The 23256-nt window shown below is 44.9% G+C and carries 21 protein-coding genes; 19 read left to right on the top strand and 2 right to left on the bottom strand.

The annotated features are described in order from the left end of the window. Nucleotides 1-671: 671 nt before the first annotated feature. The 10 genes from EBB54_RS24105 to EBB54_RS24150 all read left to right on the top strand — a co-directional run bounded on the left by EBB54_RS24105 (nucleotide 672) and on the right by EBB54_RS24150 (nucleotide 9951). Nucleotides 672-1073 carry an HI0074 family nucleotidyltransferase substrate-binding subunit gene (locus EBB54_RS24105; RefSeq protein WP_004073518.1) on the top strand — a complete coding sequence of 134 codons (402 nt, stop codon included), beginning with the start codon at nucleotides 672-674 and terminating at the stop codon, nucleotides 1071-1073. Between the two features lie 14 nt (nucleotides 1074-1087). After that, nucleotides 1088-1786 carry a response regulator transcription factor gene (locus EBB54_RS24110; RefSeq protein WP_125129297.1) on the top strand — a complete coding sequence of 233 codons (699 nt, stop codon included), beginning with the start codon at nucleotides 1088-1090 and terminating at the stop codon, nucleotides 1784-1786. After that, complete coding sequence (locus EBB54_RS24115; protein WP_125129298.1) at nucleotides 1774-3123, top strand: sensor histidine kinase; 1350 nt, start codon at nucleotides 1774-1776, stop codon at nucleotides 3121-3123. Before EBB54_RS24110 ends, EBB54_RS24115 begins: the two co-directional genes overlap by 13 nt. A gap of 165 nt (nucleotides 3124-3288) precedes the next feature. Beyond that, nucleotides 3289-5058 carry a sensor histidine kinase gene (locus EBB54_RS24120; RefSeq protein WP_125129299.1) on the top strand — a complete coding sequence of 590 codons (1770 nt, stop codon included), beginning with the start codon at nucleotides 3289-3291 and terminating at the stop codon, nucleotides 5056-5058. Further along, a complete protein-coding gene (locus EBB54_RS24125) occupies nucleotides 5030-5449 on the top strand; it encodes a response regulator transcription factor (protein WP_125129300.1) in 420 nt (139 codons plus the stop codon). The genes EBB54_RS24120 and EBB54_RS24125 overlap by 29 nt, the downstream gene beginning before the upstream one ends. A 27-nt stretch (nucleotides 5450-5476) precedes the next feature. Continuing rightward, complete coding sequence (locus tag EBB54_RS24130; RefSeq protein WP_004073526.1) at nucleotides 5477-6049, top strand: PIN domain-containing protein; 573 nt, start codon at nucleotides 5477-5479, stop codon at nucleotides 6047-6049. Between the two features lie 161 nt (nucleotides 6050-6210). Next, on the top strand, nucleotides 6211-7107 hold the full coding sequence (locus EBB54_RS24135; RefSeq protein WP_125129301.1) for an ABC transporter ATP-binding protein: 897 nt from the start codon (nucleotides 6211-6213) through the stop codon (nucleotides 7105-7107). Then, the gene (locus EBB54_RS24140) at nucleotides 7089-8336 is read left to right on the top strand and encodes an ABC transporter permease (protein ID WP_125129302.1); all 1248 of its coding nucleotides are present in this window, start codon (nucleotides 7089-7091) and stop codon (nucleotides 8334-8336) included. The genes EBB54_RS24135 and EBB54_RS24140 overlap by 19 nt, the downstream gene beginning before the upstream one ends. Beyond that, nucleotides 8306-8926 carry a hypothetical protein gene (locus EBB54_RS24145; protein ID WP_125129303.1) on the top strand — a complete coding sequence of 207 codons (621 nt, stop codon included), beginning with the start codon at nucleotides 8306-8308 and terminating at the stop codon, nucleotides 8924-8926. Before EBB54_RS24140 ends, EBB54_RS24145 begins: the two co-directional genes overlap by 31 nt. 380 nt (nucleotides 8927-9306) lie before the next feature. Next, nucleotides 9307-9951 (top strand): M15 family metallopeptidase, encoded by a 645-nt coding sequence (locus EBB54_RS24150; protein ID WP_408640808.1) that lies wholly within the window; start codon nucleotides 9307-9309, stop codon nucleotides 9949-9951. A 113-nt stretch (nucleotides 9952-10064) separates the two neighbouring features. Here EBB54_RS24150 and EBB54_RS24155 read toward each other — a convergent pair whose 3' ends face one another. Beyond that, nucleotides 10065-11306 (bottom strand): AAA family ATPase, encoded by a 1242-nt coding sequence (locus EBB54_RS24155; RefSeq protein ID WP_125129305.1) that lies wholly within the window; start codon nucleotides 11304-11306, stop codon nucleotides 10065-10067. A gap of 259 nt (nucleotides 11307-11565) precedes the next feature. Here EBB54_RS24155 and EBB54_RS24160 point away from each other — a divergent pair, with 259 nt between their 5' ends. The 6 genes from EBB54_RS24160 to EBB54_RS24185 all read left to right on the top strand — a co-directional run bounded on the left by EBB54_RS24160 (nucleotide 11566) and on the right by EBB54_RS24185 (nucleotide 18005). After that, nucleotides 11566-12258 carry a Crp/Fnr family transcriptional regulator gene (locus tag EBB54_RS24160; RefSeq protein WP_125129306.1) on the top strand — a complete coding sequence of 231 codons (693 nt, stop codon included), beginning with the start codon at nucleotides 11566-11568 and terminating at the stop codon, nucleotides 12256-12258. A gap of 141 nt (nucleotides 12259-12399) precedes the next feature. Next, entirely contained in the window at nucleotides 12400-13302 is a 903-nt protein-coding gene (locus tag EBB54_RS24165) for a nucleoside hydrolase (protein WP_125129307.1), read from the top strand. Between the two features lie 14 nt (nucleotides 13303-13316). Continuing rightward, nucleotides 13317-14450: a BMP family ABC transporter substrate-binding protein gene (locus tag EBB54_RS24170; protein ID WP_125129308.1), complete on the top strand. Its 1134-nt coding sequence runs from the start codon at nucleotides 13317-13319 to the stop codon at nucleotides 14448-14450. Between the two features lie 31 nt (nucleotides 14451-14481). Continuing rightward, nucleotides 14482-16041: an ABC transporter ATP-binding protein gene (locus tag EBB54_RS24175; protein WP_125129309.1), complete on the top strand. Its 1560-nt coding sequence runs from the start codon at nucleotides 14482-14484 to the stop codon at nucleotides 16039-16041. Next, nucleotides 16034-17104 (top strand): ABC transporter permease, encoded by a 1071-nt coding sequence (locus tag EBB54_RS24180; RefSeq protein WP_125129310.1) that lies wholly within the window; start codon nucleotides 16034-16036, stop codon nucleotides 17102-17104. The genes EBB54_RS24175 and EBB54_RS24180 overlap by 8 nt, the downstream gene beginning before the upstream one ends. Then, on the top strand, nucleotides 17088-18005 hold the full coding sequence (locus EBB54_RS24185) for an ABC transporter permease (RefSeq protein ID WP_125129311.1): 918 nt from the start codon (nucleotides 17088-17090) through the stop codon (nucleotides 18003-18005). Before EBB54_RS24180 ends, EBB54_RS24185 begins: the two co-directional genes overlap by 17 nt. A gap of 81 nt (nucleotides 18006-18086) precedes the next feature. On the opposite strand, the gene EBB54_RS24190 is transcribed toward EBB54_RS24185, so the two are convergent. Next, complete coding sequence (locus EBB54_RS24190; RefSeq protein WP_125129312.1) at nucleotides 18087-18674, bottom strand: TetR/AcrR family transcriptional regulator; 588 nt, start codon at nucleotides 18672-18674, stop codon at nucleotides 18087-18089. Nucleotides 18675-18825: 151 nt separating this feature from the next. On the opposite strand from EBB54_RS24190, the gene EBB54_RS24195 reads away from it, so the two are divergent. The 3 genes from EBB54_RS24195 to EBB54_RS31430 all read left to right on the top strand — a co-directional run bounded on the left by EBB54_RS24195 (nucleotide 18826) and on the right by EBB54_RS31430 (nucleotide 23154). Further along, entirely contained in the window at nucleotides 18826-19584 is a 759-nt protein-coding gene (locus tag EBB54_RS24195) for an SDR family NAD(P)-dependent oxidoreductase (protein WP_125129313.1), read from the top strand. A gap of 485 nt (nucleotides 19585-20069) precedes the next feature. Continuing rightward, a complete protein-coding gene (locus tag EBB54_RS24200; protein WP_125129314.1) occupies nucleotides 20070-21002 on the top strand; it encodes a hypothetical protein in 933 nt (310 codons plus the stop codon). Nucleotides 21003-21192: 190 nt separating this feature from the next. After that, entirely contained in the window at nucleotides 21193-23154 is a 1962-nt protein-coding gene (locus EBB54_RS31430; RefSeq protein ID WP_243127796.1) for a right-handed parallel beta-helix repeat-containing protein, read from the top strand. Nucleotides 23155-23256 lie beyond the last annotated feature (102 nt).

Genomic DNA, 23256 nt, shown 5'->3' on the forward strand with positions numbered 1-23256 from the left:
ATTATTTTTCTCAGACAGACATATTATTTTATATTTTTATAATACCACCTGCCTTTTATTCAGTCAATTCTGTTTTGCGTTTTTGAGGTGTTTTGTTTTATGTTTTTGAGATATTTTGATTTGTGTCTTTGTTATGTTCTGTTTTGCGCTTTTGATATATATGAATTTATGTTTTTGAGGTATTTTGCTTTGCATTTTTGATATAACCTGCTTTGTGTTTTTGAAGCTGTTTCATTTATGTGTTTGATAGAGATTTATTTGCGTTTTTGATATGTGTTTTACAGGAAGCTGCCGGAATCTATAACGATTCATTTATCTCTGGCTGCCGTTAATATGAACTCACGGTCAGGGTGTCAACAGCGACACCGATCTGGTTACTGTTCACACGGCATCGTGAACCCTGCTGCACGGCGTCCGGCAAATAAAGTAACATTTTGCCATAATATCTGGATAAAAAAATATGGTTGTCAGCACATCATGTTGTAAAATCAGTTTAGTTATGTTAATTTATTCATTGAGGCAGCCTTATGTAAAAATGAGGGAAAGATATAATAATGAAGCATGTTGAGATAATCATGCAGACGGGAGACGGATAAAATGCCTATTACTGAATTGATTGAAAAAGTTGCCGCAATATGTAAAGCAAACTCTGCTGGAGGATATAAAAGCATATGGAAAACAAATTTATTAACCGCTATCGTACATTTTGCAAAAGCCTGAGCAATCTGGAGAAGAGTCTGAGAGCCGATCCGAAAGCCGATTTTGTGCTGGAAGGTACCGTACTGAATTTTAACCTGACCTTCGATATTGCATGGAAGGTGATGAAAGATATTTTGATAAAGAAGCTTGAAATTCTCGACTTTGCAGTTGGATCACCGAGGGAAACCCTGCAGCAGGCATTTACAAACCGTATCATTGCGGATGACCTATGGATGCAGATGCTCCGGGTTAGAAACCAGCTTGCTCACGATTATGACGGGACATTTGCGGCTGAAAAATTTCAGGATATAATAAAGGTATATTACCCATTATTTGAGGAATTAAGGGAGAACATCAAGAAATATTATGAATGAGGAGCGGACGGAAAATGGACATGTGTCACGAAGAGGACTTCAAAGGAAAAATCCTGATTGCCGACGACGAGCCGGGTATCATCCGGCTGATCCGGGATTTTTTTGAAATACAGGGATACCAGGTCATCGAGGCGGCCAATGGGCTTGAAGCGCTGGAAAAGCTTTCCTCAAAACCGGATCTGATCCTTCTGGATGTGGGGATGCCGATGTTGGACGGATTTGAGGTGTGCGAACGCATCCGCGCCCATGTGTCCTGCCCCATTCTTTTTCTGACCGCGAAGATCGAAGAGAAAGACCGGATCAGGGGCCTTCTGTCCGGCGGGGACGATTATATCCTGAAACCGTTCAGCATTGACGAGCTGGGGGCAAGGGTGGAAGCCCATCTAAGGCGGGAACGCCGCAAAAAATCCGAAGGCACCGTAAAAATATTTGACCGGCTTGCCATTCATTATGAAGAGACCGGCGTATATTTTGGAGAGCAGCCGATCACATTTACAAAGACGGAATTTGGGATTCTGGCATTTTTGTCACTGCATCCGATGCAGGTATTCAGCAAGGAACAGCTCTATGAAAATGTCAGGGGCCTGGAGGGGACCGCGGACAGCAGCATTGTCATGGAGCACATCCGCAGAATCCGAAAAAAACTTGCGGGATACACGGACAGGGCCTATATTGAAACCGTATGGGGGGTGGGATACCGATGGATTGGGTAGAAGAAAAAGCACAAAATCTGTTTGCGTATATCCGGAATCTTTCTTTTAGAAAAGCGATGATTGCGTATATCCTGGTGGTTGCCGCCGTTGTGTGGGGACTGTCTTATCTGACGATGAACTTCTGCCTGCAGTGGGAGGCCGGGATCTGGGAAAAGCTGGGGGAAACGAAAATCGCGGAGGCTATGCTTTATGAAAAAGATTTGCTGCACATATACTGGGACATTACATTCATTGAGCCGGAGACAGCCATTCTGCTGTTTGTCAAATTCTTACGGGCATGGTGCCCATTTCTTTATGCGTTTCCCGGTATTATCCTGGCTATTTTCCTGTTTTACAAAAAACGGCTTGCCCGCCCGCTTTCCATCCTGGAAGGCAGCGTAGAAAAAATAGGCGGCAATGACCTGAATTTCCACGTTGCCTATGAAAGCCGCGACGAATTGGGAAAGCTCTGCGATTCGGTGGAAGAGATGCGGACGGAGCTGCTCCGTGACAAGAAAGAAATGTGGCGGCTCATTGAACGGCAGAAGGAATTAAACGCCGCCTTTGCCCACGATCTGCGGACTCCTCTGACCGTACTTCGCGGCTACACGGATTTTCTGGCAAGATATATTCCGGAGGGAAAGATCAGCCAGGAAAAGCTGCAGGCCACGCTGGAGCTGATGGCGGAGCACCTGAAACGCCTGGAAGAATACAGCCGCACCATGAAAGGAATCCGCAGCATCGAGGAGGTTCCGTTCGTACCGGAGAAAACTTCATTTGAGAGCATGGACCGGAAAATAGAAGCGGTTGTTTTTGCTTTGAACCAGGTGCGGGACGTGGAGATCCTTTATAAAAAAAATATGCGCTGCAGAAACGATCGGGATTGGACAGAGGAAACGGGATTTCGCGGGGCCGGCACTCTTGCTGAAAAAGTCGGGGAACCCCTTGGCGGACCTGGCGCTCCTGCCGGGGAAGAATCTTCTTCAGACTGTCCGTATATGGACGACAATTTAGTCATGGAAGTATTGGAAAATCTGCTTTCCAACGCCATACGCTACGCCGGAAAACGGATCGAAGTCTTGTCCGACTATGATCCCCGGCGGCAGGAATGGTCCCTGGCTGTGCGGGATGACGGCCCGGGATTTTCCGAAGCGCAGTTGGACAGGGCAACAAAGCCCTATTACAAAGAGCCGGAAGCCGGCGGGCCGGACGAGCATTTCGGCATCGGTCTCCACATCTGCCGGGAATTATGCAAAAAGCATGGCGGAACCCTGGACGTGGCAAACAGTATACAGGGGGGCGGGATTGTTACCGCTTCGTTTCGGGTGTCATCCATTGAAACAAAAAAAGAAAGTTGAGGTGATTTTAGATATGAAAGCACAACGTGGTGAATTTATTGGGTTGGTATTGATGAGGTCATAATAGACATCGGTAAGAAGCTTGTGGTATACTGAAAACAGCCATTTTATTGTGCAGTTTCAGTATCCACTCCAGTAAAAGCGGCTTGAAAAGAGGTGTGTAATATGTTGTATTCGTCGAAGCAGTGCTTTAATGAAATAAGTAAGCTGAGATTTGAGGGCAATCTACCTGCGGCAATTGAATGCTGTCATGATGCCATACTTGCCTATTCGGAAGATAATTTTTTCTATAAAGTATTGGGCGATTTGTACTTTCAAGAAAAAAACTATGTGGCTGCTTCCCAAGCGTATTTAGACCACTTAAAACGTCTATCAAAGAAGCCTGAGCATTTTAAAGCATTTGCTCGTTTTTACAGGCAATTTAACTCTGAAGCTGCCGCAGACGTATGCGTTCAGTTTAACGAGAAAATCATCAATGCAATCAAAAATAAAGAAGTAGCGCCTAACATTCATCAACTATTGGTGGAGACATTTGGTGATATGTTTGTTGTTGACGATTATTTGAAATCTATACTGCACAAAAGTGAAAGTGATTATAATCTTGGTGAGATAAAAAGGTTTATTAAGTCGGCTTCTACTAACGACGTGTGTTCCATCATTTTTCATCAAATACGCCAAGAGAGTTACTATGCAAATCCAAAAACAAAAGAATATCTTATTTCGGTGGCAGAAAAGAAATCACTATATTTAGAAGCACAAAAGCTTGTGGAAAAAATAATTGCAAGGCAGGAGTCACCCAATCCAACTTTGATCCGTACTCTCTTACGGATGAGCCGTAAGCAGCAGAATTATCATTATGCTGAACAGACCCTTGTGATTGATGAAGAACTTATCGAAAAAAGCGATTTCAACATTCAATATGAACTTGTGCATTACTTTGACAGCATTGGTAACATCGAGTTATTGGATAAAACGCTCAAGAAAATGCGTAATAGCGCAGAGAGTAGCATCCCTATTGCAAGAACTCTTTATAATTTTTATCTCACGTTTGACCGTTTTGAGGATGCGCAAATTCTATCTGAACATATACAAAATCTCCTTGATCGAAAACGTACAGAGGAAAAAAAACATCAACGTCAAGATCGCAGCGAGGAGCAGCTTGAATCTGAACAGATTGTGTGGCAGCGGGTAAAAGACCTTGTTTCTGAAAAAGAGCATAACCGTCAGATGCTGGCTCTACGAGATTTGCTTAAAGGTTTTTCGCATGAATTAGGGCAGCCAATCACAAATATCCGCTATAAAGTACAGCTGCAACAGTTACGTATAGAACGCGGACTAGGAACTATGGATGAAATACAGGAGCTGTTTGTTACGATCCTGGCTCAAACTGAGCGTATTGGCTCTATGCTTGACCGCTTCAGGCCAATTGTATCAAGTAAAAGCGTACAAGAGTTTTTCAGTGTCAACGATTGTATTAAACAAGTATTTACTGACTTATCAGATCGCCTAATCCAAAGCAGGATTACGTATAGCTTCCGAGAGGACTCCAAAGTCAGCTTGTTTGGCGATAGAATTCAGTTTTCCCAGATATTTTATAATTTGGTGCTGAACTCTATGCAGTCTATTTTAAGCAAAGGAAAAATTGACATCAGAATTTCAATAGTCAAGAATACTATATGGATAGTTTTTTCTGATAATGGTTCCGGAATACCAGAGAAATACAGAAAAAAGATATTTGAACCCTTTTTCTCCACAAAAGATCCTACTTCTGGAAATGGTGGTGAGGGTCTTGGATTATTTGTCGTATGGAATATTTTGAAAATGTATAAGGGTACAATACAGTTAAATCATAAGTTTAAAGAGGGCGCAGAATTCATAATCAGAATACCTATTGAGGAGGAAAATCATGAACCGAGTTCTAATAATCGAAGATGAGACTGCTACAGCAGAAGCCGTAAAAGAAGCGTTGGCTTTAGATGATATTTCAGCGGATATTGCATCCGATGGCGAGTCTGGATTGGAAAAATTAAAATCCAATAACTACGACTTAATTCTTCTTGATTTAAAAATGCCGGGACTTTCCGGAGATGAGGTACTTAGCGAAATCCGAAAACAAGATCCTTTTATTGATGTAATTATCTATACTAATTATACAGAATTTGCCGATATAAAGAAATTGGCAAATATTGGAATAGATGGCTATATCAACAAAGGGCCAAAAGCTGACTTGGCGGAATTAATCAGTGCAATTAAAGAGAAAATAGCACCCCTTAATGATGAAACGATTTCAGCATTATTAAAGGATATTCCTAATGCAGAAGAATAAATTGTGTAAAAAATACAGAGGTAAACTATGAATCAAGAATTTTTACTGGACACAAATGCTTTTTATAATTTGCTGAAAGCTATGAACCCTGAGGCACGTGAACAAGGTGTGTCAGTTGATTTGGTTACTACGCTGAAAAATACAAAGCTGATTGTTTCTTCTATTACTGAAGTTGAAATTATTTCAGTATTAGGAAAATATGCGAGAGGGTCTAGTGGAAGCGTTTCTCAATGCAATTGTCAAATTTCTCCGGAAGGGCATATTTGTCAAAACAACAGATATACAGCGCCTCGAAAAAAATGGAATAAAAAGCGAATTAAGGCATGGCTGCAACTCATTGATGATATTTTTGAAGGGAGATCACAACTTCTTACTGTGGGTATCGAGCCATTCGATTTAACAACAGTTGCGGAGGCAAAAAATGTAATAACACATGCCTTGATACATAATTTTGCTTCTATGGATGCCATGATAGCTGCGACTGCAAAACTGGCACGTGACAATAGCCGTGATGTAACAGTTGTAACTTCAGACAAAGGGCTAAAGGCATGCCTTTCAAAAATAGATGTTCCCTACAATGATATTTTTGCTGTGAATTAATAAAACTATAAAAAATCTTAATTTTTTATAGGGAAAATATAGAGATTTGCGTTGTATCCTATCCTTACCAGGCAGGAAACTGCGGCCGCGGTCCGCGCCTGAGAAACAAAGAACAGGAGGACGGCTGCGGGCGCCGGGGTGCAAGCAGCACAGGAAGGATTATGACTGCAAGAATCGAGATAGAGAATCTCAATCAATTTTATGGAAAAAAGCAGGCTCTAAAGGAGATCAACCTTACCATTGAGACCGGGATGTTTGGGCTTTTGGGGAGAAACGGGGCCGGGAAGACGACGCTTATGAAGGTGCTTTCAACCCTGCTTCCGAAATCAGAGGGGCAGATCACGGTCTGCAAAAGGAAGGTGGAGCATGCCCAGGCGGTGAGGAATATCACGGGATATCTGCCCCAGGAATTTTCCATGTACCCCAATATGTCGGTTTATGAAGCCATGGATTATCTGGGCGTGCTCTCCGGCCTGCCGAAATCACAGCGGAAGCAGCGGATTCCGGAGCTTCTGGAACGGGTAAACCTGCAGGACAGCCGGAGGAAAAAGGTGAAACAGCTTTCCGGTGGAATGAAGCGGCGGCTGGGGATTGCGCAGGCCATCCTCCACGATCCGAAGGTGCTCATTGTAGATGAGCCGACAGCCGGGCTGGACCCGGAGGAACGGGTGCGGTTCCGCAATCTTCTGTGTGAGATCGCGGAGAACCGGATCGTGATCCTTTCCACTCACATTGTCGGGGATATTGAGGCAACCTGTGAACATATCGCCGTTCTGGACCGGGGCGAGATCATTTACCAGGGAACGGTATCGGAGCTGATCGGACAGGCGGAGGGCAGGGTATACCAGGCGGAGATCAGCAAGAGCGAGCTGGAAGACCTGAAACAACGATGTATCGTGACCAGTATGCTGACGCTGGGCAACAACGTCATGGTGCGGTTTCTCTCGGAGGAAAAGCCCTTTGCGTCCGCCAGGCCCTGCGACGCGGGCGTTGAGGATGCGTATATGTATCTGATGCAGGGAAGGGGAGGTGAAACCGGATGTTCGGACAGTTATTGATCAAGGAATGCCGTCAGACCGCCCGGAGCCTGATCTACTGGCTCATTGTACTGGTTTTGATATTCGACTATACCTCCCAGCTTGGAAGCACGAAAATGGAGCCAGAGCCGGAAAAAGGGCTGGAGAGCTACGGGTATAAGCCCAGTGACGATGAAAATATCATTATGGAAGCCACTCTGGGAATGCTGACGCAGGAATATGGCGGGGGCGGCTTTGCCACCTATCCCATTGGTTTCTATAAAAGAGTCACATTGAATGAAAAAGAAGAACAGAGGATCGAAGAGATCCTGCGGGAAACCACCGGGATTTCCGGCCGGGATGAGGCAGGGAAGCTTCTGATGGAATGGTATGAGGCCCAAAATGCTGCCTCGGGGGAGAACCAGATGTACTATGCCATGTCTCTGACTGTAAAACCGGCGCAGGGCCTGTCCTATGACCGTTTCTGTGAATTGATGGATGAGACGGACCGCATTCTGGGCGGCGGTTCCAGCTATGGAGAACACCGTCGGGGAGGTTCGGAACCCAAGACATATGAAGACGCTCTGAAGGAATATCAGGATCTGACAGAGAAAGACCGGCTGACCGGAGGATATGCAAGGCTTTTTTGCGATTATATGGTGATTTTCCTGGGGATTCTGCCCGTATTCCTGGCAGTCACAAGGGGGATGCGGGACCGGCGCTGCGGGATGCAGGAGCTGGTCTATTCCAGAAAAGGCTCCTCCGCCGTGATTATTTTCAGTCGTTTTGCAGCTATGCTGCTGATGCTGCTCATCCCGGTGCTGCTGCTTTCTGTCCCCCTGCTCACGGAGTGTCTCAGACATGCTTCCGCGATCGGCATTTCCGTGGATCTATGGGCTTTTGCAATATATACCCTGGGCTGGATTATGCCGACTGTCATGGCGGTGACTGCCGTGGGAATGTTTTTTACAGAGCTTACCGATACGGCGCTGGGGGTACTTGTGCAGGGCGTGTGGTGGTTTGTCTCCGCCCTTACCGGAGCTGATGCTGCCATCCGCGGCGGTATGTACGGCTGGAACCTGATTCCGCGGCACAATACGGAGCTGAACCGGGCAGGATTTGAGGAGGGCTTCGCGCAGCTTGCGGCAAACAGGATTCTGTATGTGGTGCTCGCATTGGCGCTTGTCGCCCTGACCACCTTTATTTATAGTCAGAAGCGGAAAGGACGGTATCGTTTGGCATGGAAAAATACTTCCAGATTGAAAAAGTAAATTTAAAATACCACATTCCCATACATGTTTTCGTATGCATCCTTCTGCTCGCCGTTTCGCCGCTGCTTATGGGCGTGGCAAACCTTTCGGCGGAGGATACGGCAAAGGTGCTGGAGCGGTATGCGGCGCTGACCGGCATCATTATGCTCACTCCCGTATTTCTTCCGGAGCAGGATCAAAACCTGCGGGAGCTGGTCTGCGCCAAATATGTGAGCAGCACTTCCGTTTATCTGGTGCGCCTTCTGGGAAATGTGATCCTTCTGGCGTTCCTTCTGGGAATTTATATGTGTATGCTGTACGCCGGAGGATGCGCCTTCCCGGCTGTAAAATATTTCCTGGGGACTCTGGCGGAAATGCTGTTTTTCGGCGGGCTTGGAGTTTGTTTTTACGGTGCGGCAGATAATCTTGTGGCAGGATATATGGCGCCTATGGTCTATTACATCGCCGCCATCGGAAGCGGGCCGAAATATCTGAAGCTTTTGTATCCGTTTTCCATGTCGATGGGAAGCTTCAAAGAGAAATGCTGCCTGTTTGCGGCTGCGGTCCTGCTGGTCATGGCCGGAATATTGTTCCGCTGCAGAAGAAAATAGAAAAGGCGGCCTACACCGATGCCGTGTATATGCTCCGCGGCATCGGTGTGAAAGGGCGGCGGAGCAGAAAAAATACGCCGGATTCGGTTTCTGAAAAAATCTTATTCTTTCGACTATCTTTTTATCATTCCCATTCGTTATAAATTATAGAAAGTATGCAGCGGTTTGAAACGGCAGACGGATTTGAGGTCTGCGGTTTGAAAGCGCTGACGGGCAGGCGATCAGTTTGCCGTGCAAATTAGTTACAGAAAACGGAGGAAATGCAGATGAATCAGTATGCCAGGCGGAGAGTGAGAGGACACAGAAGGTCATATTACGGGAATTTACTTATGGCGGCCCTTATTTTTTTGATTGTGGCGGTGATCGTATTGGCCGCGAAAATGTTTTCAGCTACCATTTCAATGGGGGGCTTTTCCAGGTTGGAAAGGTTTGAGCTGCCGTCCCTGCTGTCGGAGGCGGAAACGGCCGATCTGGAACGCGGATGGAATCTGATCCTGGTAAATTCCAAACACCGTATTCCGAAGAGGTATGAGGTGGAGCTGATACGGCTGTCAAACGGAAAGCAGGTTGATGAGCGGATCTACCCTGAACTGCAGGAAATGTTTGACGCGGCGAGGGCGAACGGGCTCCACCTGTTTGTAGCGGAGGGTTACCGTACCCAGAAGGAACAGCAGCAATTGCTGGACGAAAAAATCGAGGAATATAAAAACGAGGGATACCCGGGGGCAGAGGCGGAAGAGCTTGCCAGGCAATGGGTGGCTGTTCCTGGGACAAGCGAGCATCAGCTGGGGATCGCGGTGGATATCAATGCGGACAACGCGGGAAGCTCCGATGATGAGGTCTATACATGGTTGGCCGAGAACAGTTGGCAGTACGGATTTATCAGACGCTATCCGCCGGACAAGACGGAGATCACAGGGACGATCTATGAGCCGTGGCATTACAGATATGTGGGAAAAGAAGCCGCCCGGGAAATTGCTTCGAGCGGGGTCTGCCTGGAGGAATATCTGGAAAATCTGAGGTAGAAGGCGGGGGGATTCGGAATTTGCTGTAATTGGCTTATGGGCAGGCGGTCGAAACAGCAGGCATGCCCGCCGCCTGCTGTTTCAACCAAATCAGAAGTTGTTTCAAACTTTTTCTATAATACAATTTTCTCTGCCACTTTATCGGAATCCAAAGCCCATGTTGCTTCCAACAATTCTCTGGAATCGGAAAATATATTCACGATTTTCTCCCATCCGCTGTTTCTTACGGCCCGGATAAATTCTTCCCGAATCTCTTCATTCGGAATATACACTTCCTTACAGCATTTATCATATGCCAGATAACCTAAATGCACCAGAAGCGTAAGTATATCGTCTTTACTCCGAAAAGAAGTCATATCATTTTGAAATGCTCCTGTGTCAATTTCGCATCGTCCTCCCCCTATCATATATATGATTGCATCCTTTAAACCATCAAAATTCAAATCTATATAAGATTTCAAACCCTCGTAGGTCTCAGTCTGCGTCCAATAATTTTCAAATTCGCCATTAACCATCGCCTGTACAATCGATTTGGGATTATAAATATGAATTTTTCTCTTGAAAAAATATCCGTCATACCAATGTTTTGCTTCAGAAAAATCCATCTCATACTTCCTGCAAAGTCCTTCTACCTCAGCTTCTGTAAAACCAAAATAATCCGTCAGCCCTTTTGGATGAATCATGGTATATTCATCAAAATTGTTTAATGCCGATTCCGTCCCATACTTTTTGATAGGCAAAATTCCTGTAATATATGCCAGATGAATACATTCCTCTGCAGCGGCCCCTTTAAAGAGACTTCGAAGAAAAGTAATATATTCTTCCTGTAATTCCCGATTTTCTTTTTCCTCCCGGAAGATGCAGTCCCATTCATCAATGATAACAATAAATTTTTTGCCGCCTGATGCATGGAGCTGCTGAAAAGCGCCTGCTAAGGATTTTTCTTTTCCTGTCAAAAATTCTCCATATACCTGCGTCAGTTCTTCTATCACTTTTTCCTGCAGATAAAAAAGCAGTTTATCCCGGCATCCTTCGTTCATTGCCGTACTGCGGATCAACTGCATGTCCAGCCGAATTACATCATATTTATTCAAATTCTGCAGAAAGGAATCCTTTTCTGCAATTTCATAATTTTGAAACAGCTCATGAGAATTGCAGCCACGGCTATAATACGCGATCAACATCTTTGCTGCCATTGATTTTCCAAAGCGCCTGGGACGGCTGACACTGATAAATTTATCCTCCGTATCAAGAATCTGATTCATATAATCAATCAGACCTGTTTTATCTATATAAATTTTAGACCTTACAGAAGTAGAAAAACCTTCATTATCCGGATTCAAATATATTCCCATAGCTGTTCCTCCTGCGAAATATTATGTTTACAGTATATCTGCTTCCATAAATAAAATCAACCTGATCATATTTTCCGCAAATCATCCACACAAATAGAATAAAAACACAACATTGCGGGATATTGATGCATTGCACAGTGGAAAAAATAATATTTATAAAAGATTGTTGAGAAGCAAAGTTTTTTGGGATATACTTATAAAAAGAGATGGATGTTAGCATTTAAGAATTATATTTCAAGTCCTTTAAAGGAGAAAAATCATGGCAATTGAGCAAAAATGGAAAAAGTATGCACAGGAGACCATGTTTAATTTTTTTATCCTTCCGGAGTATATACAACAGAAGGGAAAAGAAATGACTTTCCAGCAGAAACAGTTTATTGTGTTCAGAGGAGATCCGCTTCAGTATGTCTATTTTATCAAAAGCGGTTCTGCATTGGGAACCAGAAATTATGCGGATGGAAATGAATATAACTATTTTATGATTGACAGTAAGAATGGAAGTATCGGTTTACTGGAACTGTTTGCGCGTGAGGCGGAATATATTGCCTCCATTTTGTGTATAACGGAGGTCAGGACAATTCGGATAGACGCGGAGATCATCTATGATTATGTAATGGGGAATCAGGAAATGCTGCGCCGCTGTATTACGCTGATTGCACAGGATCTCTATAAACGTTCGGCAAATGACGGGAGATTCTATTATCTCGACGGAATAAACCGCGTCCGGCATTATTTTGTCGATTATTACAATGAGCATTTGAAAGAAAACAGAAAGAAGATTACGGTTTATGCGGAATACCGGGATATTGCTGCAAGTGTGGGGATCAGCGTCCGGACAGTGGGAAGAAGTATCCGGCAATTAAAGGATAACGGTGAAATACAATCAAAGGATAAAAAGGTAGTCATTGATGAGAATAATTACAAATTGCTGCTGTCATCAATGACTTTATAACAGAGGCCGGAAACGGCTTCTTTTTTTTGGGCATTCTTTGGAGGAAAGGCCAAATGACCTTTTCTGTTTCGTGTGGAAAGAATATAATCAATATACAAATCAAACAAAAATATTTTTGTGAGCAAAGGAAAAGGAGGCAAAATGACGAAGGTATCACCAAAAAAAATTTTGATCGATACAGATCTGGGCGATGATATAGATGATTCCGCGGCTCTTATCATGGCTCTGAACTCACCGGAACTGGAAATTGTAGGAATTACAACTGTCTATCTGGATACAGTAAAAAGGGCAGAAATGGTGTTGGAACTGTGCAGTAAATATGGAAGAAATGATATTCCTGTCTGTGCAGGCTTTGGGCGGCCGATCATCGAACGCCCGGATTCCGGGGCTTTTCCGCTGCAGTATGAAATTCTGGAAGAAGACAGGAAGGACAAGGTCATTACAGAAACTGACGGGGCAGATTTTATCATTCAAAAGGTAAAAGAATATCCGGATCTGACAATCGTTGAGATGGGCTGCATGACAAATCTGGGAATTGCTTTTTACAGGGAACCGGATTTGATGAAAGACATTCCGGTGGTTGCTATGGGAGGTGTTTTTTCAGGAAGCTTTCCTGAATGGAATCTGAAATGTGACCCGGAGGCAGCACGAATGGTCATGAATTATGCAGAGCATCTGAAAATGTTTGGACTGGAAGTAACGAAGCACTGCCTGATACAGGATGCTTTGGCAGAAATACTGTGTCCGGAAAATAATGAAAGGATGCAGTATTACAAAACCGGCCTTCAGATTTTTCGGAAAAAGATGGGATATGTATACACATTTCACGATGTACTGCTGATCGCATATCTGCTTGATCCGACAGTTGCGGAAATGGAACAAAGCGACTTCACGGTAGAGCTGTGCGGATATCATACCAGAGGTGCCATCGTTTTGAAAACAAACGCATATGATCTCAATGCAGATGTGGAAAAAGATTTTTATTATGCGAAATCAATGGATGAACAGAGATTTAGAAAACTTATAGAAGAACGTATATTTTGAAGAGGAGGTACAAAATGAAAAAAAGAATCGCTTTATGGGTAATGTGTCTGGCTATGGGTACTGTATTTTACGGTTGTTCCGCACCGGAACCGGAGGAAAGTACGGATACAGGGGCCGCGTCGGAGGAAACTGCTGAGACGGAGCGGTATGAAGGCAATGCAGAGGATTATAAGGCTGCGCTTTTGATTCCGGGAAGTCTTGGAGATAAATCATTTTTCGACGCTTCATATCAGGCAGTCGGACTTCTGGAAGAGGAATACGGCATGGACGTAGATTATGTAGAATGCGGGACAGACGCATCCAAATATTATCCGGCTTATGTGGATCTTTGCCAGGGAGGATATGATTTGATCCTGACGGTTTCCAGCAACGGGGATGATGCTTTGATTCAGATTGCAGAAGAATATCCGGATCAGAAGTTTATCAGCCTGGATGGAGAACTGGACGACATCCCTTCCAATGTCTATATTATTGCGCCGAAGAACAATGAAATGAGTTATCTGGCAGGCGCTGTCGCAGCTTTGAAAGCACAGGAGCTTGGAGACAAAACAATTGGATTTGTCGGTGGCATGGATATTCCCGGTATCAATGAATTTCTGGTTGGATATATTGAAGGAGCCCAGCAGATCATGCCGGACATTCAAGTACAGAGCTCGTATGTGGGGAGTTTTACGGATACTGCAAAGGGTAAGGAAAACGGCCTTCTTCTGTACAATTCAGGAATCTCAGTTGTATTTACCGCCGCGGGACAGTCAGGAATCGGAGTTTTGGATGCAGCAGTACAGACAGGAAATTATGTGATCGGGGTGGATTCAGACCAGGCAGAGGCATTAAAAGATTCCCAGCCGGAAATGGCAAATGTAGTGATTACCTCCGCAATCAAGAATATCCCTGAAAATGCGCTGCATATCGTTCAGAAAGCAATGGATGGCGAAGTGAACTATGGAAAGAAAGAGTATTATGGGCTGAAGGAAGGGGCTGTCGGACTTGCAGAGAATGAATTTTATCAAAAACTGATGTCTGAAGAGGATCGTCAGACCATTTCGGACTTAAAAGAGAAGGTTATGAACGGAGAGGTGGAACTTACGGAAACCATGGGGCTTTCGACAGAAGAATTGTCAGAAATCAGAGACAAGGTTCGTCCATAGGTTTATACAGAGATAAAGGGGCCGGATTCTTATGAGTGATTATATATTGGAGATGAATCATATTGCTAAAATTTACGGAAATGGCGTGGTTGCCAATTCAGATGTAAATTTTAATCTGAAAAAGGGAGAGATTCATGCGTTGGTGGGCGAGAACGGGGCCGGCAAATCCACGCTGATGAAAATCCTTTTTGGAATGGAACAGCCATCCAGAGGTGAAATCGTACTGAGGGGAAAGAAAACCGTTTTTTCAGGATCAAAAGAAGCCATTGCAAGCGGGATCGGAATGGTGCATCAGCACTTTATGCTGGTTGAATCATTTTCAGTGGCACAGAATATCGTGCTCGGGATGGAACCGAAAAAGGGGCTGTTTATAAATCATGAAGAGGCTGTCCGTTTCACGAGGGAAATGGGGGAAAAGTACAATCTTCCGGTTGAGCCGGAAGAGATTACGAAAAACCTGCCTGTGGGACTGAAACAAAAAGTGGAAATTTTGAAAGCCCTGGCACGGGGGGCGGAGATTTTGATTTTAGATGAACCTACGGCTGTATTGACACCCCAGGAGATCGACCAGTTATTTGAAGAGTTAGAACAGCTAAAAGCTCAGGGACATACCATCGTATTTATTTCTCATAAAATACCGGAGATAAAGCAGATCTGCGACCGGATCACAGTTATGAGAAGCGGCAGGACAATAGATACCTACCTGTGCGATGAAGTCACAGAACAGCAGATATCCAATGCCATTATGGGATGTGAACTGAATACATCAATTGAACGCAGAAAAAAGGAGTATGGGGAGGCAAATATTCAGGTGGCAAATCTTTTCTATACGGATAAAAGCGGTGTTCAGGTTTTGAAAAATATTTCTTTTTGCGTAAGAAAAGGGATGATTTTCGGAATAGCGGGAGTACAGGGAAACGGGCAGGTAGAGCTGATCGACATTTTAACAAGGCGCAGGGCCGTGCAAAACGGAGAAGTCCGGTTTTATGGACAGGATATTTCCGGAACAGATCAGAAGGGGATTCGGGGAATTTCTTTCGGATATATTCCGGAGGACCGCTTGGAGCAAGGGGTTGCGGCATCGGTCTCCATCAGCGAAAACATGATTTCCAATAACCTGGAAAATCAAGATTTTCAGAAATGCGGGATGCTGGATTTCAAGAAAATAGATGAATTTGTAGACAAAAATATCAAGGGCTATGAAATACGGTGTGCGGGCGGTTCCCAGCCAACAGGTATGCTGTCAGGCGGAAATATGCAGAAGGTTGTCGTGGCAAGGGAGTGCGAGCATCATCCCGGTATTTTAATTGCGGAACAGCCGACCAGAGGGGTGGATGTGGGCGCTGCCTATATCATCCACAAGAAGCTCGTACAGCTTTGTGAGCAGGGAAGCTCTGTGCTCCTTGTATCGGCAGATTTGGCTGAGATACTGAAGCTCTCCGATGTGCTTGCCGTGATGTATGAAGGTGAGATCGTGGCATTTTTTGAAAGCACGGAAGGGCTCAACGAAGAAAAACTGGGGCTCTATATGCTTGGAATTGAGCGGCATACGCCGGAGCAGATCAGAAAGGCGGTGAACTGGTGTGAATAGAGAAAGATCATTTAATATCCTTCGGACGGCGACAGCGATGCTGGCAGCAATTTTAGTTGCGTTTATTATAATTATCCTGATCAGTGACCAGCCGGTGCAGTCCATCTTAATTTTTCTGCTGCAGCCGTTTTCATCAGGACGTTATATAGGAAATATTGCGGAGACGGCAATTCCGCTGATTTTTTCGGGGCTTTCCATGGCAGTACTTTTTCAGGCAGGGCTGTTTAACCTGGGCGGGGAAGGCGTGTATTTTATGGCAGGGATCGCAGGCTCTATTGCGGCAATCTGGCTGAAGCTTCCCATATTTATTTTTCCGCTGCTGTGTCTGGCTGTCGGAGCAGGAACCGGGATTCTGGTTATGCTGGTACCGGGGGTTTTAAGAGCCAAATTCAATGCAAATGAAATGGTTACGTCACTGATGATGAATAATATATGTTATGGGGTCGGATGCTATATTCTCAATAATATGATGCGTGATCCAACGGTTTCTACACTGGTTTCATATAAATACCGTTCTGCGGCACTGCTTCCGACCATCATCAAAGGGACAAGGGTACATGCGGGCATTTTGGCGGCCATTCTCTGTGCGGTTCTGGTGTATATCTTCCTGTATAAGACAAAATGGGGACTGCAGGTAAGGGCAACCGGCGCAAATTCAAAATTTGCAAAATATTCTGGAATGAGCGTTACGAAGGTGATTATTCTGGTTCACGTGATCGCCGGCGCAATAGCGGGATGCGGCGGTATTGTGGAATGCCTGGGATTACATAAGAGATTTGAGTGGACAGCCCTCCCGGGATATGGTTTTGACGGGGCGATGATTGCAATGCTGGCAAATAATAATCCTCTGGGGGTGATCGGAGCGGCGGCTTTTGTGGCATACCTCCGGGTAGGCGCTGATTTGGTAAACCGCTTTGCAGATGTTCCGACAGAAATGATTTCCATTTTGCAGACATTGATCATTCTGCTGATTTCTGCTGAAAAGTTTTTGCATAAATATAAGCAGAAATGGATTGAAAAAGACATTTACATTGGGGAGGTACAAAATGAAGGAGTTCATTAATCTTATATTTTCGACGGATTTCGTATACTCGATTTTTCGCGTAATGACACCGCTTTTATTTGCCTCTATGGGTGCTGTTATCTCTGACATTGCGGGCACTCCCAATATTGCTCTGGAAGGTCTGATGCTTATGGCTGCATTTTCAGGCATGTATTTCAGCTATTTGACTCAAAGCGCGCTGATCGGACTGGTGATGGCATTGCTGACCGCAGTCCTGTTTGCAGGAGTACTTGCTTTTTTTACATTGTATTATAAGACAAATATCATTCTCGGCGGTATCGCTTTAAATAGCCTGGCAAGCGGCGGAACTGTGTTTTTGCTGTATCTGGCTGCAAAGGATAAAGGAACCAGCGTTTCCCTCGCAAGTAAGACGCTGCCCAATATCCACATCCCGATTATTGAAAATATACCGGTGCTTGGAGGCATTGTATCAGGGCATAATATATTAACCTATGTATCTGTTTTGGCTGTTGCTTTTACATATTACTTGTTAAAATCCACAGATCTGGGATTTCATATCCGGGCTGTGGGAGAAAAGAAAGCGGCTGCGGAGTCTGTGGGAATCAGTACAACGAAGATACAGGCGGTCGCGCTGCTGTTAAGCGGGGTAATGTGCGGATTTGGCGGAGCATTCATGTCCATGGGATATGTGTCCTGGTTTTCCAGGGACATGCTGAGCAGCCGGGGGTGGATTGCCCTGGCGGCAGAAGCAATGGGGCGGCAGACAGCGCTTGGTTCAGCAGCGGCTTCCTTCCTGTTCGGAGTGGCAGACGCGGTGTCAAATGCGGCCGCGGCGCAGGGGCTTCCGTCTGATTTGGTAAAAACGATCCCATATGTGGCAACGCTCGCCGGCCTTACCATTTTCTCTGTAAGGTTATATAGAAAGCAGAAGGAAGTATAAAATATCAAAATGACGGGGCAAGAAAAGAGTCTGCGAAACGGCAGGCTCTTCTTTCCAATTGTCTTGAACATCTACTTTCTTTTATGTGATTTTGCGAATTAATAATTTTTCAAAACATATGTGAGAGAGCCGGGTGGTTCGTTTGGCAATTATTTTTATATCTTCCTCACAATTGTGAGATAACCATTTTTTATAAATTGCGTAATATCCTGAAACGAGAAACAATATCAAATCATTAAATTCTTCTTCGTCCATGTATTTTGGCAATTGATAAATCTGCAGAGTTTTCATTTTAAAAAGCCGGATTATTTTTTGATTAATCTCTTCCCAAATTGTATGTTCATTCATTTTAAAGATAAAGAGAGTCAGCAGCTCTTTTGTATTATAAATATATGAAAGAATCATTTCTGTAACTTGTTCAGGCTCAAGCGTATGGTTGGCAATATATTCTATATGTTCATCCATTTCCTGAAGGCAGCTTTTTTCTATATCATCCAATAGTTCGTAAATATCACAATAATGGGAATAAAAAGTGGAGCGGTTAATATCCGCCAATTCACATAATTCTGTTACCATGATTTTCTCAAGTTCCTTTTGCTTTAATAAATGAATGAGTATCTGCTTAATAGAACTTTGTGTTTTTTTTGCTCTGCGGTCTGATTTGTTCATTTCAGGTATCCTCGTAAGTTAATCGACATTTCGAAAAAAAATGTTGTTTAAGCAACAATACAAAAATAATTGCGGGTTGTCTTTGCTGCCTGATTGACATAATATTAACATAAGGTGAAAACGATGACAATGAAATAAGGAGAAAGATATTATGAAAAATTATATGGACTTAACAGGAAGAATTGCAATCGTTACTGGCGCTTCATCTGGTCTGGGTTATGAATACTGCAAAGCTTTTGCAGAAAATGGGGCTAAGGTTGCCGCATTTGCGAGACGTAAAGAAAGATTGGAAAAGCTAAAAGAGGAAATTGAGTCAATGGGCGGGACATGTCTGCCGGTTCAGTGTGATGTCGGCAAAGAAGAACAGGTTACCGCAGGAGTACAGCAGGTAATTGACAATTTTGGAAAGGTTGATATTCTGGTAAATAACGCAGGCATGATGGCTTATTGTCCAACGGTTGAGTTATCATTGGAGCAATGGCAGAAAGTAGTAGATGTCAGCCTGACAGGGTACTTTTTGATGGCGCGGGAATGTGCGAAGAATATGATTCAGAATCAATATGGACGTATTATCAATACCGCTTCCATGTATGGACACATTGCAGCTTTTCACCATCCGATTCTTGCATATAACGCGACAAAAGGAGCGGTTCCTAATTTCACAAGATCACTGGCACAGGAGTGGGCAAAGTATAATATCACAGTCAATGCGATCGGTCCGGGGGAATTTCCATCGGAGATGATGCAATTTGATGAAACTGCATTGGAGGAACTCAAAAAACGCTGTCCGTTGGGAAGACCCGGAAAAATAGATGAATTATGTGGACAATTGCTTCTGTTTGCTTCAGAGAATTGTTCTTACACAACAGGTCAGACCATTTACATTGACGGCGGGTGGACAGCGGTTTGATAAGGCGGATATATAGATTTACCTGCCGGTATTTATGGACAGCAGTAAATAGCGATACCTCAAATTTATTTAATAAAAGCAAACGAGGAATATCCATTACTGCTGTCCTTCAGCAAATGTAAAGATGATATAATATAACATTTTGTCTCTTGTTACTGTTCACACCCTACGGGTACTCCAGTAACAGTATCCAGCCCATTTTAAGTCGCCTTCGGCGAGGGGCTGGATGCACGCAACCGCTATTTTACTGGCCGGATGCCTTGCAGCAGAGTGCAAGGCACCGTGAACAGTAACTGTCTCTTTTCAATCTCTTCTCAATGCGGCAAAAATAAGTTTACATTTTCCATATTGTCTGATATACTAGACAAGTGAATACAATTCGGAGAATGCCTTTCTGGCTGTCCGGCAATTCTGGCGTCTCGCCATAGTTCACAGGAATTATAACCCATTAACCCACATTTTACGAAAGAAAGGATTTCTATTTTATGACAAAGAACCCAGAATTCAATGACAAAAACTTATGGGATGAGATCTTCAATACGATTGTGGATGTCATGCCGGAGCAGTTGTTTCCGCTCTTCAAGGAGGTGTACGGGAAGGAATACCCGAAGGGAGCGCCTGTGGTGCGGCTTAACACGGTATCCTCAACCTACCTTGAGGATACCAATACACCGCCCAGTTCCCGGCGTTCCGATATAGCGGTTCTGGTAAACGGCACGGATTATTATCATCTGGAATGCCAGATGAATAATGATGAGGATATGGTCATACGCATGATTATGTATGACATACATTTTGCGGTGCAGCATTTGACTTCCATGGATGAAAAGGGAGGCGGGTTTATGATGCATTTTCCGCGTTCCGCAGTGATCTATCCGGAAAAGAACCAAAAGCTTCCGGAAAAACTAAGGTGCCGGATCATTTTTCAGGATGGCAGTGAGCACATTTACCAGATTCCGACGGTCAGGATTCAGTCTTATTCCATGCGGGAAATTTGTGACAAACATCTGTTGATCTTTATACCTTATGTACTGCTTCGATTACGTCCCAAATTAAATCCGAATCGGAAACATCCGCTGACAAAAAAGGAATTGACAGGACTTGTGAAGGAAACTATATTAATATTAAAGCAGGAACTGAAACAGGGATATCTGACGCAGCAGGAATATGAGGACTATTTCAACCTTTTCCGATTTGCTGCCGATAAGATATTTAATAAAAAGTACTCCAAATTCCGAAAGGAGGTAGACCAAATGATGAGTTTATATGACCAGATGCCCAGCGTTCGTGAGAAAAGGCTGCGTGCTGAGATGGAAGAGCTGCGCATCCAAAAGGATGAGGCTCTTGCTGAGAAAGATGCTGAGCTTGTCCGGCTGAAAGAATTATTGGAAAGACACCATATTGCACTGACACCGTAAAAACGTCTGATACATTAAAGGAGAACAACAACTGACTTTCGGTTAGCTGCTGTTCTCCTTTCATATTTAACCCTGCAAAGCTGGGTCATCTGCATAAGTTATTGAAACCATTGAATTGTCCCCTCAGGTGGAATATAATAGCAGCAAAGAATCTCCACTAAATAGACGGCAGATAAGGAGCAATGCGGCAATGAATGGAAAAAATATATACGGGTTTACCTCCCCGGAAGAGCAAAAACAGGTTCTCGCCCGGCTTCGGGCGGCGGCATGGATGAATCAGGCCGATTCACAGGGCCTGGAGGCGGTGGAGGAACGGAGAAAGAAGAAAAACACAGAAATAGAAAAGCAGCTTGCAAAAGGCGAAACCGTGTATGGCCTGACCCACTATACGCCTGCCATGTACCTGCAATATGAACTGACCCGTTTTAAACTGGACTATACGGTTTCTGCGGAAATATGTCTGGATCATTTTTCGAAAAAGATATCCCGCATCCCGGCTTTTTGCGGTGCAGGCCAAAACCCGTCGGCGCGGTATTCCTTCCGGGAGATCACAGAGGAAGAAAAACAGGCTTTTTACGAGGAAAACAGGGATATGTTTACCAGGTATTCAGGGGACAGCTTTTCCTGCGGCGAGGTAAGCATGATTATTGAAAAGAGACTGCGGGAGCAGGAATATGAAAAGATTGTGCAGGCCTGTGACTCTGTGCAGGGTTGTGACTCTGTGCAGGGTTGTGATTCTGTACAGGCCTGTGACTCTGCGCAGGACGGTCGTTCCGTACAGAGTGATGCCTTTCCAAAGCCGCGGGCAGAGAAGTACGGGAATTTAAAAAGTGAACAGGCTCCCCGGGCCTGCAGCCAAACGGATGAACATACAGGACAGATCCACAGGATTTATTATGTCAGTTCCTTAAACGGAAACGACGATAACGACGGAAGCCGGGATATGCCTTTTGCAACACTTTTTGCGGTCAGCCGGCTGCAGTTAAATCCGGGCGACCAGGTACTGCTGGAGCGGGGCTCCGTATTCCGGGGGCAGTTTCTGCACCTGTCGGCATGCGGCACAGAGGACGCACCCATTCTGATCGGGGCTTACGGTGATGGGCTGCCGCCGAGGATCGAAGCCATGGGGCAGGGAATCTGGTATCAGGATTACGGGACGGAACTGGATTCCAAAACCCACACCAGAGAAGGATACGTGTCCTCCGCAGTGCTTCTCTACGACTGCGCCTGGCTGACGCTGCGGGATCTGGCGGTCACCAATCAGGGAAGCATCATCGGTGAAACCTACGAGGCCCCCCGCAAAATGAACCGCACCGGTGTAGCGGCAGCGGCAAAAAACAAAGGCACCCTGCGGGGGCTCTGCCTGGAAAATCTGGAGATCCGGGACGTAAACGGAAATGTCTATGACAAGCACATGAACAACGGAGGAATCTATTTTACCTGCCTCAAGCCGGACAACGAGGAAGCCACCGGAGTGGCCAGGTACGAAGGAGTCACCATCAGGGGATGCTTTGTACACCGGGTGAGCCGCTGGGGCATCGCCGTGGGCTACACCTACAAATGCAGGGAATTTATGAAGGCGGAGCTGGAGGAAGAGCTGTTTGAAAAATACGGCCATCCGGACATCCGGATCACGGACAATTATGTGAAAGAGGCTGGCGGGGACGGCATTACGGTGATGTACGCCCTGCGTCCTTTGGTGGAGCATAACACGGCAGACTCCTGCGCGGGAGAGATGAACGACCGCATTTATCGATATCCGGAGAACCGGGGCGGAAAGGTAGCCGCGGGGATCTGGCCCTGGAAATGCAAAGACGCGTTATTTCAGTATAATGAGGCGGCAGACACGCGGCTTAACCAGGACGGTATGGCCTGGGACGCGGATTCCGGCGACGGCACGATTTACCAATACAATTACAGCCGGTTAAATGAGGGCGGCTGCGTGATGTTCTGCCTGGAAGAATCCATCCACAATACATTCCGCAATAATGTGAGCCATGACGACCTGGGTGGAACGATCAGCCCGTCCGGAAATCCGGATGCCTATATCCATCACAATACATTTATGAAACGAAAAGGCGTGCCGTTTGTGCGGGAACATATGGACGGCGGACATTTTACGGAAGAGGAAAATGAGTTCCTGGAGATATAGATACAGCCCTCACGGACTGCAGTAAAAACAGGCATATAAAAGTAACAAAAAAGTATACCCAAGGGCACCCCATTATGGCCATCCGGCCGTTTCACAATGTAT

Origin of the sequence: Schaedlerella arabinosiphila (assembly GCF_003885045.1) — a bacterium.
GTDB lineage: Bacteria > Bacillota > Clostridia > Lachnospirales > Lachnospiraceae > Schaedlerella > Schaedlerella arabinosiphila.

What these genes read in the sequence shown, in the direction of transcription:
- EBB54_RS24175 (WP_125129309.1), top strand. Translation starts at nt 14,482, where the DNA reads ATGAGTGATTATATATTGGAGATGAATCATATTGCTAAAATTTACGGA.
- EBB54_RS24145 (WP_125129303.1), top strand. Translation starts at nt 8,306, where the DNA reads ATGGAAAAATACTTCCAGATTGAAAAAGTAAATTTAAAATACCACATT.
- EBB54_RS24195 (WP_125129313.1), top strand. Translation starts at nt 18,826, where the DNA reads ATGAAAAATTATATGGACTTAACAGGAAGAATTGCAATCGTTACTGGC.
- EBB54_RS24190 (WP_125129312.1), bottom strand. Translation starts at nt 18,674, where the DNA reads ATGAACAAATCAGACCGCAGAGCAAAAAAAACACAAAGTTCTATTAAG.
- EBB54_RS24110 (WP_125129297.1), top strand. Translation starts at nt 1,088, where the DNA reads ATGGACATGTGTCACGAAGAGGACTTCAAAGGAAAAATCCTGATTGCC.
- EBB54_RS24120 (WP_125129299.1), top strand. Translation starts at nt 3,289, where the DNA reads ATGTTGTATTCGTCGAAGCAGTGCTTTAATGAAATAAGTAAGCTGAGA.
- EBB54_RS31430 (WP_243127796.1), top strand. Translation starts at nt 21,193, where the DNA reads ATGAATGGAAAAAATATATACGGGTTTACCTCCCCGGAAGAGCAAAAA.
- EBB54_RS24125 (WP_125129300.1), top strand. Translation starts at nt 5,030, where the DNA reads ATGAACCGAGTTCTAATAATCGAAGATGAGACTGCTACAGCAGAAGCC.
- EBB54_RS24115 (WP_125129298.1), top strand. Translation starts at nt 1,774, where the DNA reads ATGGATTGGGTAGAAGAAAAAGCACAAAATCTGTTTGCGTATATCCGG.
- EBB54_RS24200 (WP_125129314.1), top strand. Translation starts at nt 20,070, where the DNA reads ATGACAAAGAACCCAGAATTCAATGACAAAAACTTATGGGATGAGATC.
- EBB54_RS24150 (WP_408640808.1), top strand. Translation starts at nt 9,307, where the DNA reads ATGTTTTCAGCTACCATTTCAATGGGGGGCTTTTCCAGGTTGGAAAGG.
- EBB54_RS24185 (WP_125129311.1), top strand. Translation starts at nt 17,088, where the DNA reads ATGAAGGAGTTCATTAATCTTATATTTTCGACGGATTTCGTATACTCG.
- EBB54_RS24165 (WP_125129307.1), top strand. Translation starts at nt 12,400, where the DNA reads ATGACGAAGGTATCACCAAAAAAAATTTTGATCGATACAGATCTGGGC.
- EBB54_RS24160 (WP_125129306.1), top strand. Translation starts at nt 11,566, where the DNA reads ATGGCAATTGAGCAAAAATGGAAAAAGTATGCACAGGAGACCATGTTT.
- EBB54_RS24105 (WP_004073518.1), top strand. Translation starts at nt 672, where the DNA reads ATGGAAAACAAATTTATTAACCGCTATCGTACATTTTGCAAAAGCCTG.
- EBB54_RS24170 (WP_125129308.1), top strand. Translation starts at nt 13,317, where the DNA reads ATGAAAAAAAGAATCGCTTTATGGGTAATGTGTCTGGCTATGGGTACT.
- EBB54_RS24140 (WP_125129302.1), top strand. Translation starts at nt 7,089, where the DNA reads ATGTTCGGACAGTTATTGATCAAGGAATGCCGTCAGACCGCCCGGAGC.
- EBB54_RS24155 (WP_125129305.1), bottom strand. Translation starts at nt 11,306, where the DNA reads ATGGGAATATATTTGAATCCGGATAATGAAGGTTTTTCTACTTCTGTA.
- EBB54_RS24130 (WP_004073526.1), top strand. Translation starts at nt 5,477, where the DNA reads ATGAATCAAGAATTTTTACTGGACACAAATGCTTTTTATAATTTGCTG.
- EBB54_RS24135 (WP_125129301.1), top strand. Translation starts at nt 6,211, where the DNA reads ATGACTGCAAGAATCGAGATAGAGAATCTCAATCAATTTTATGGAAAA.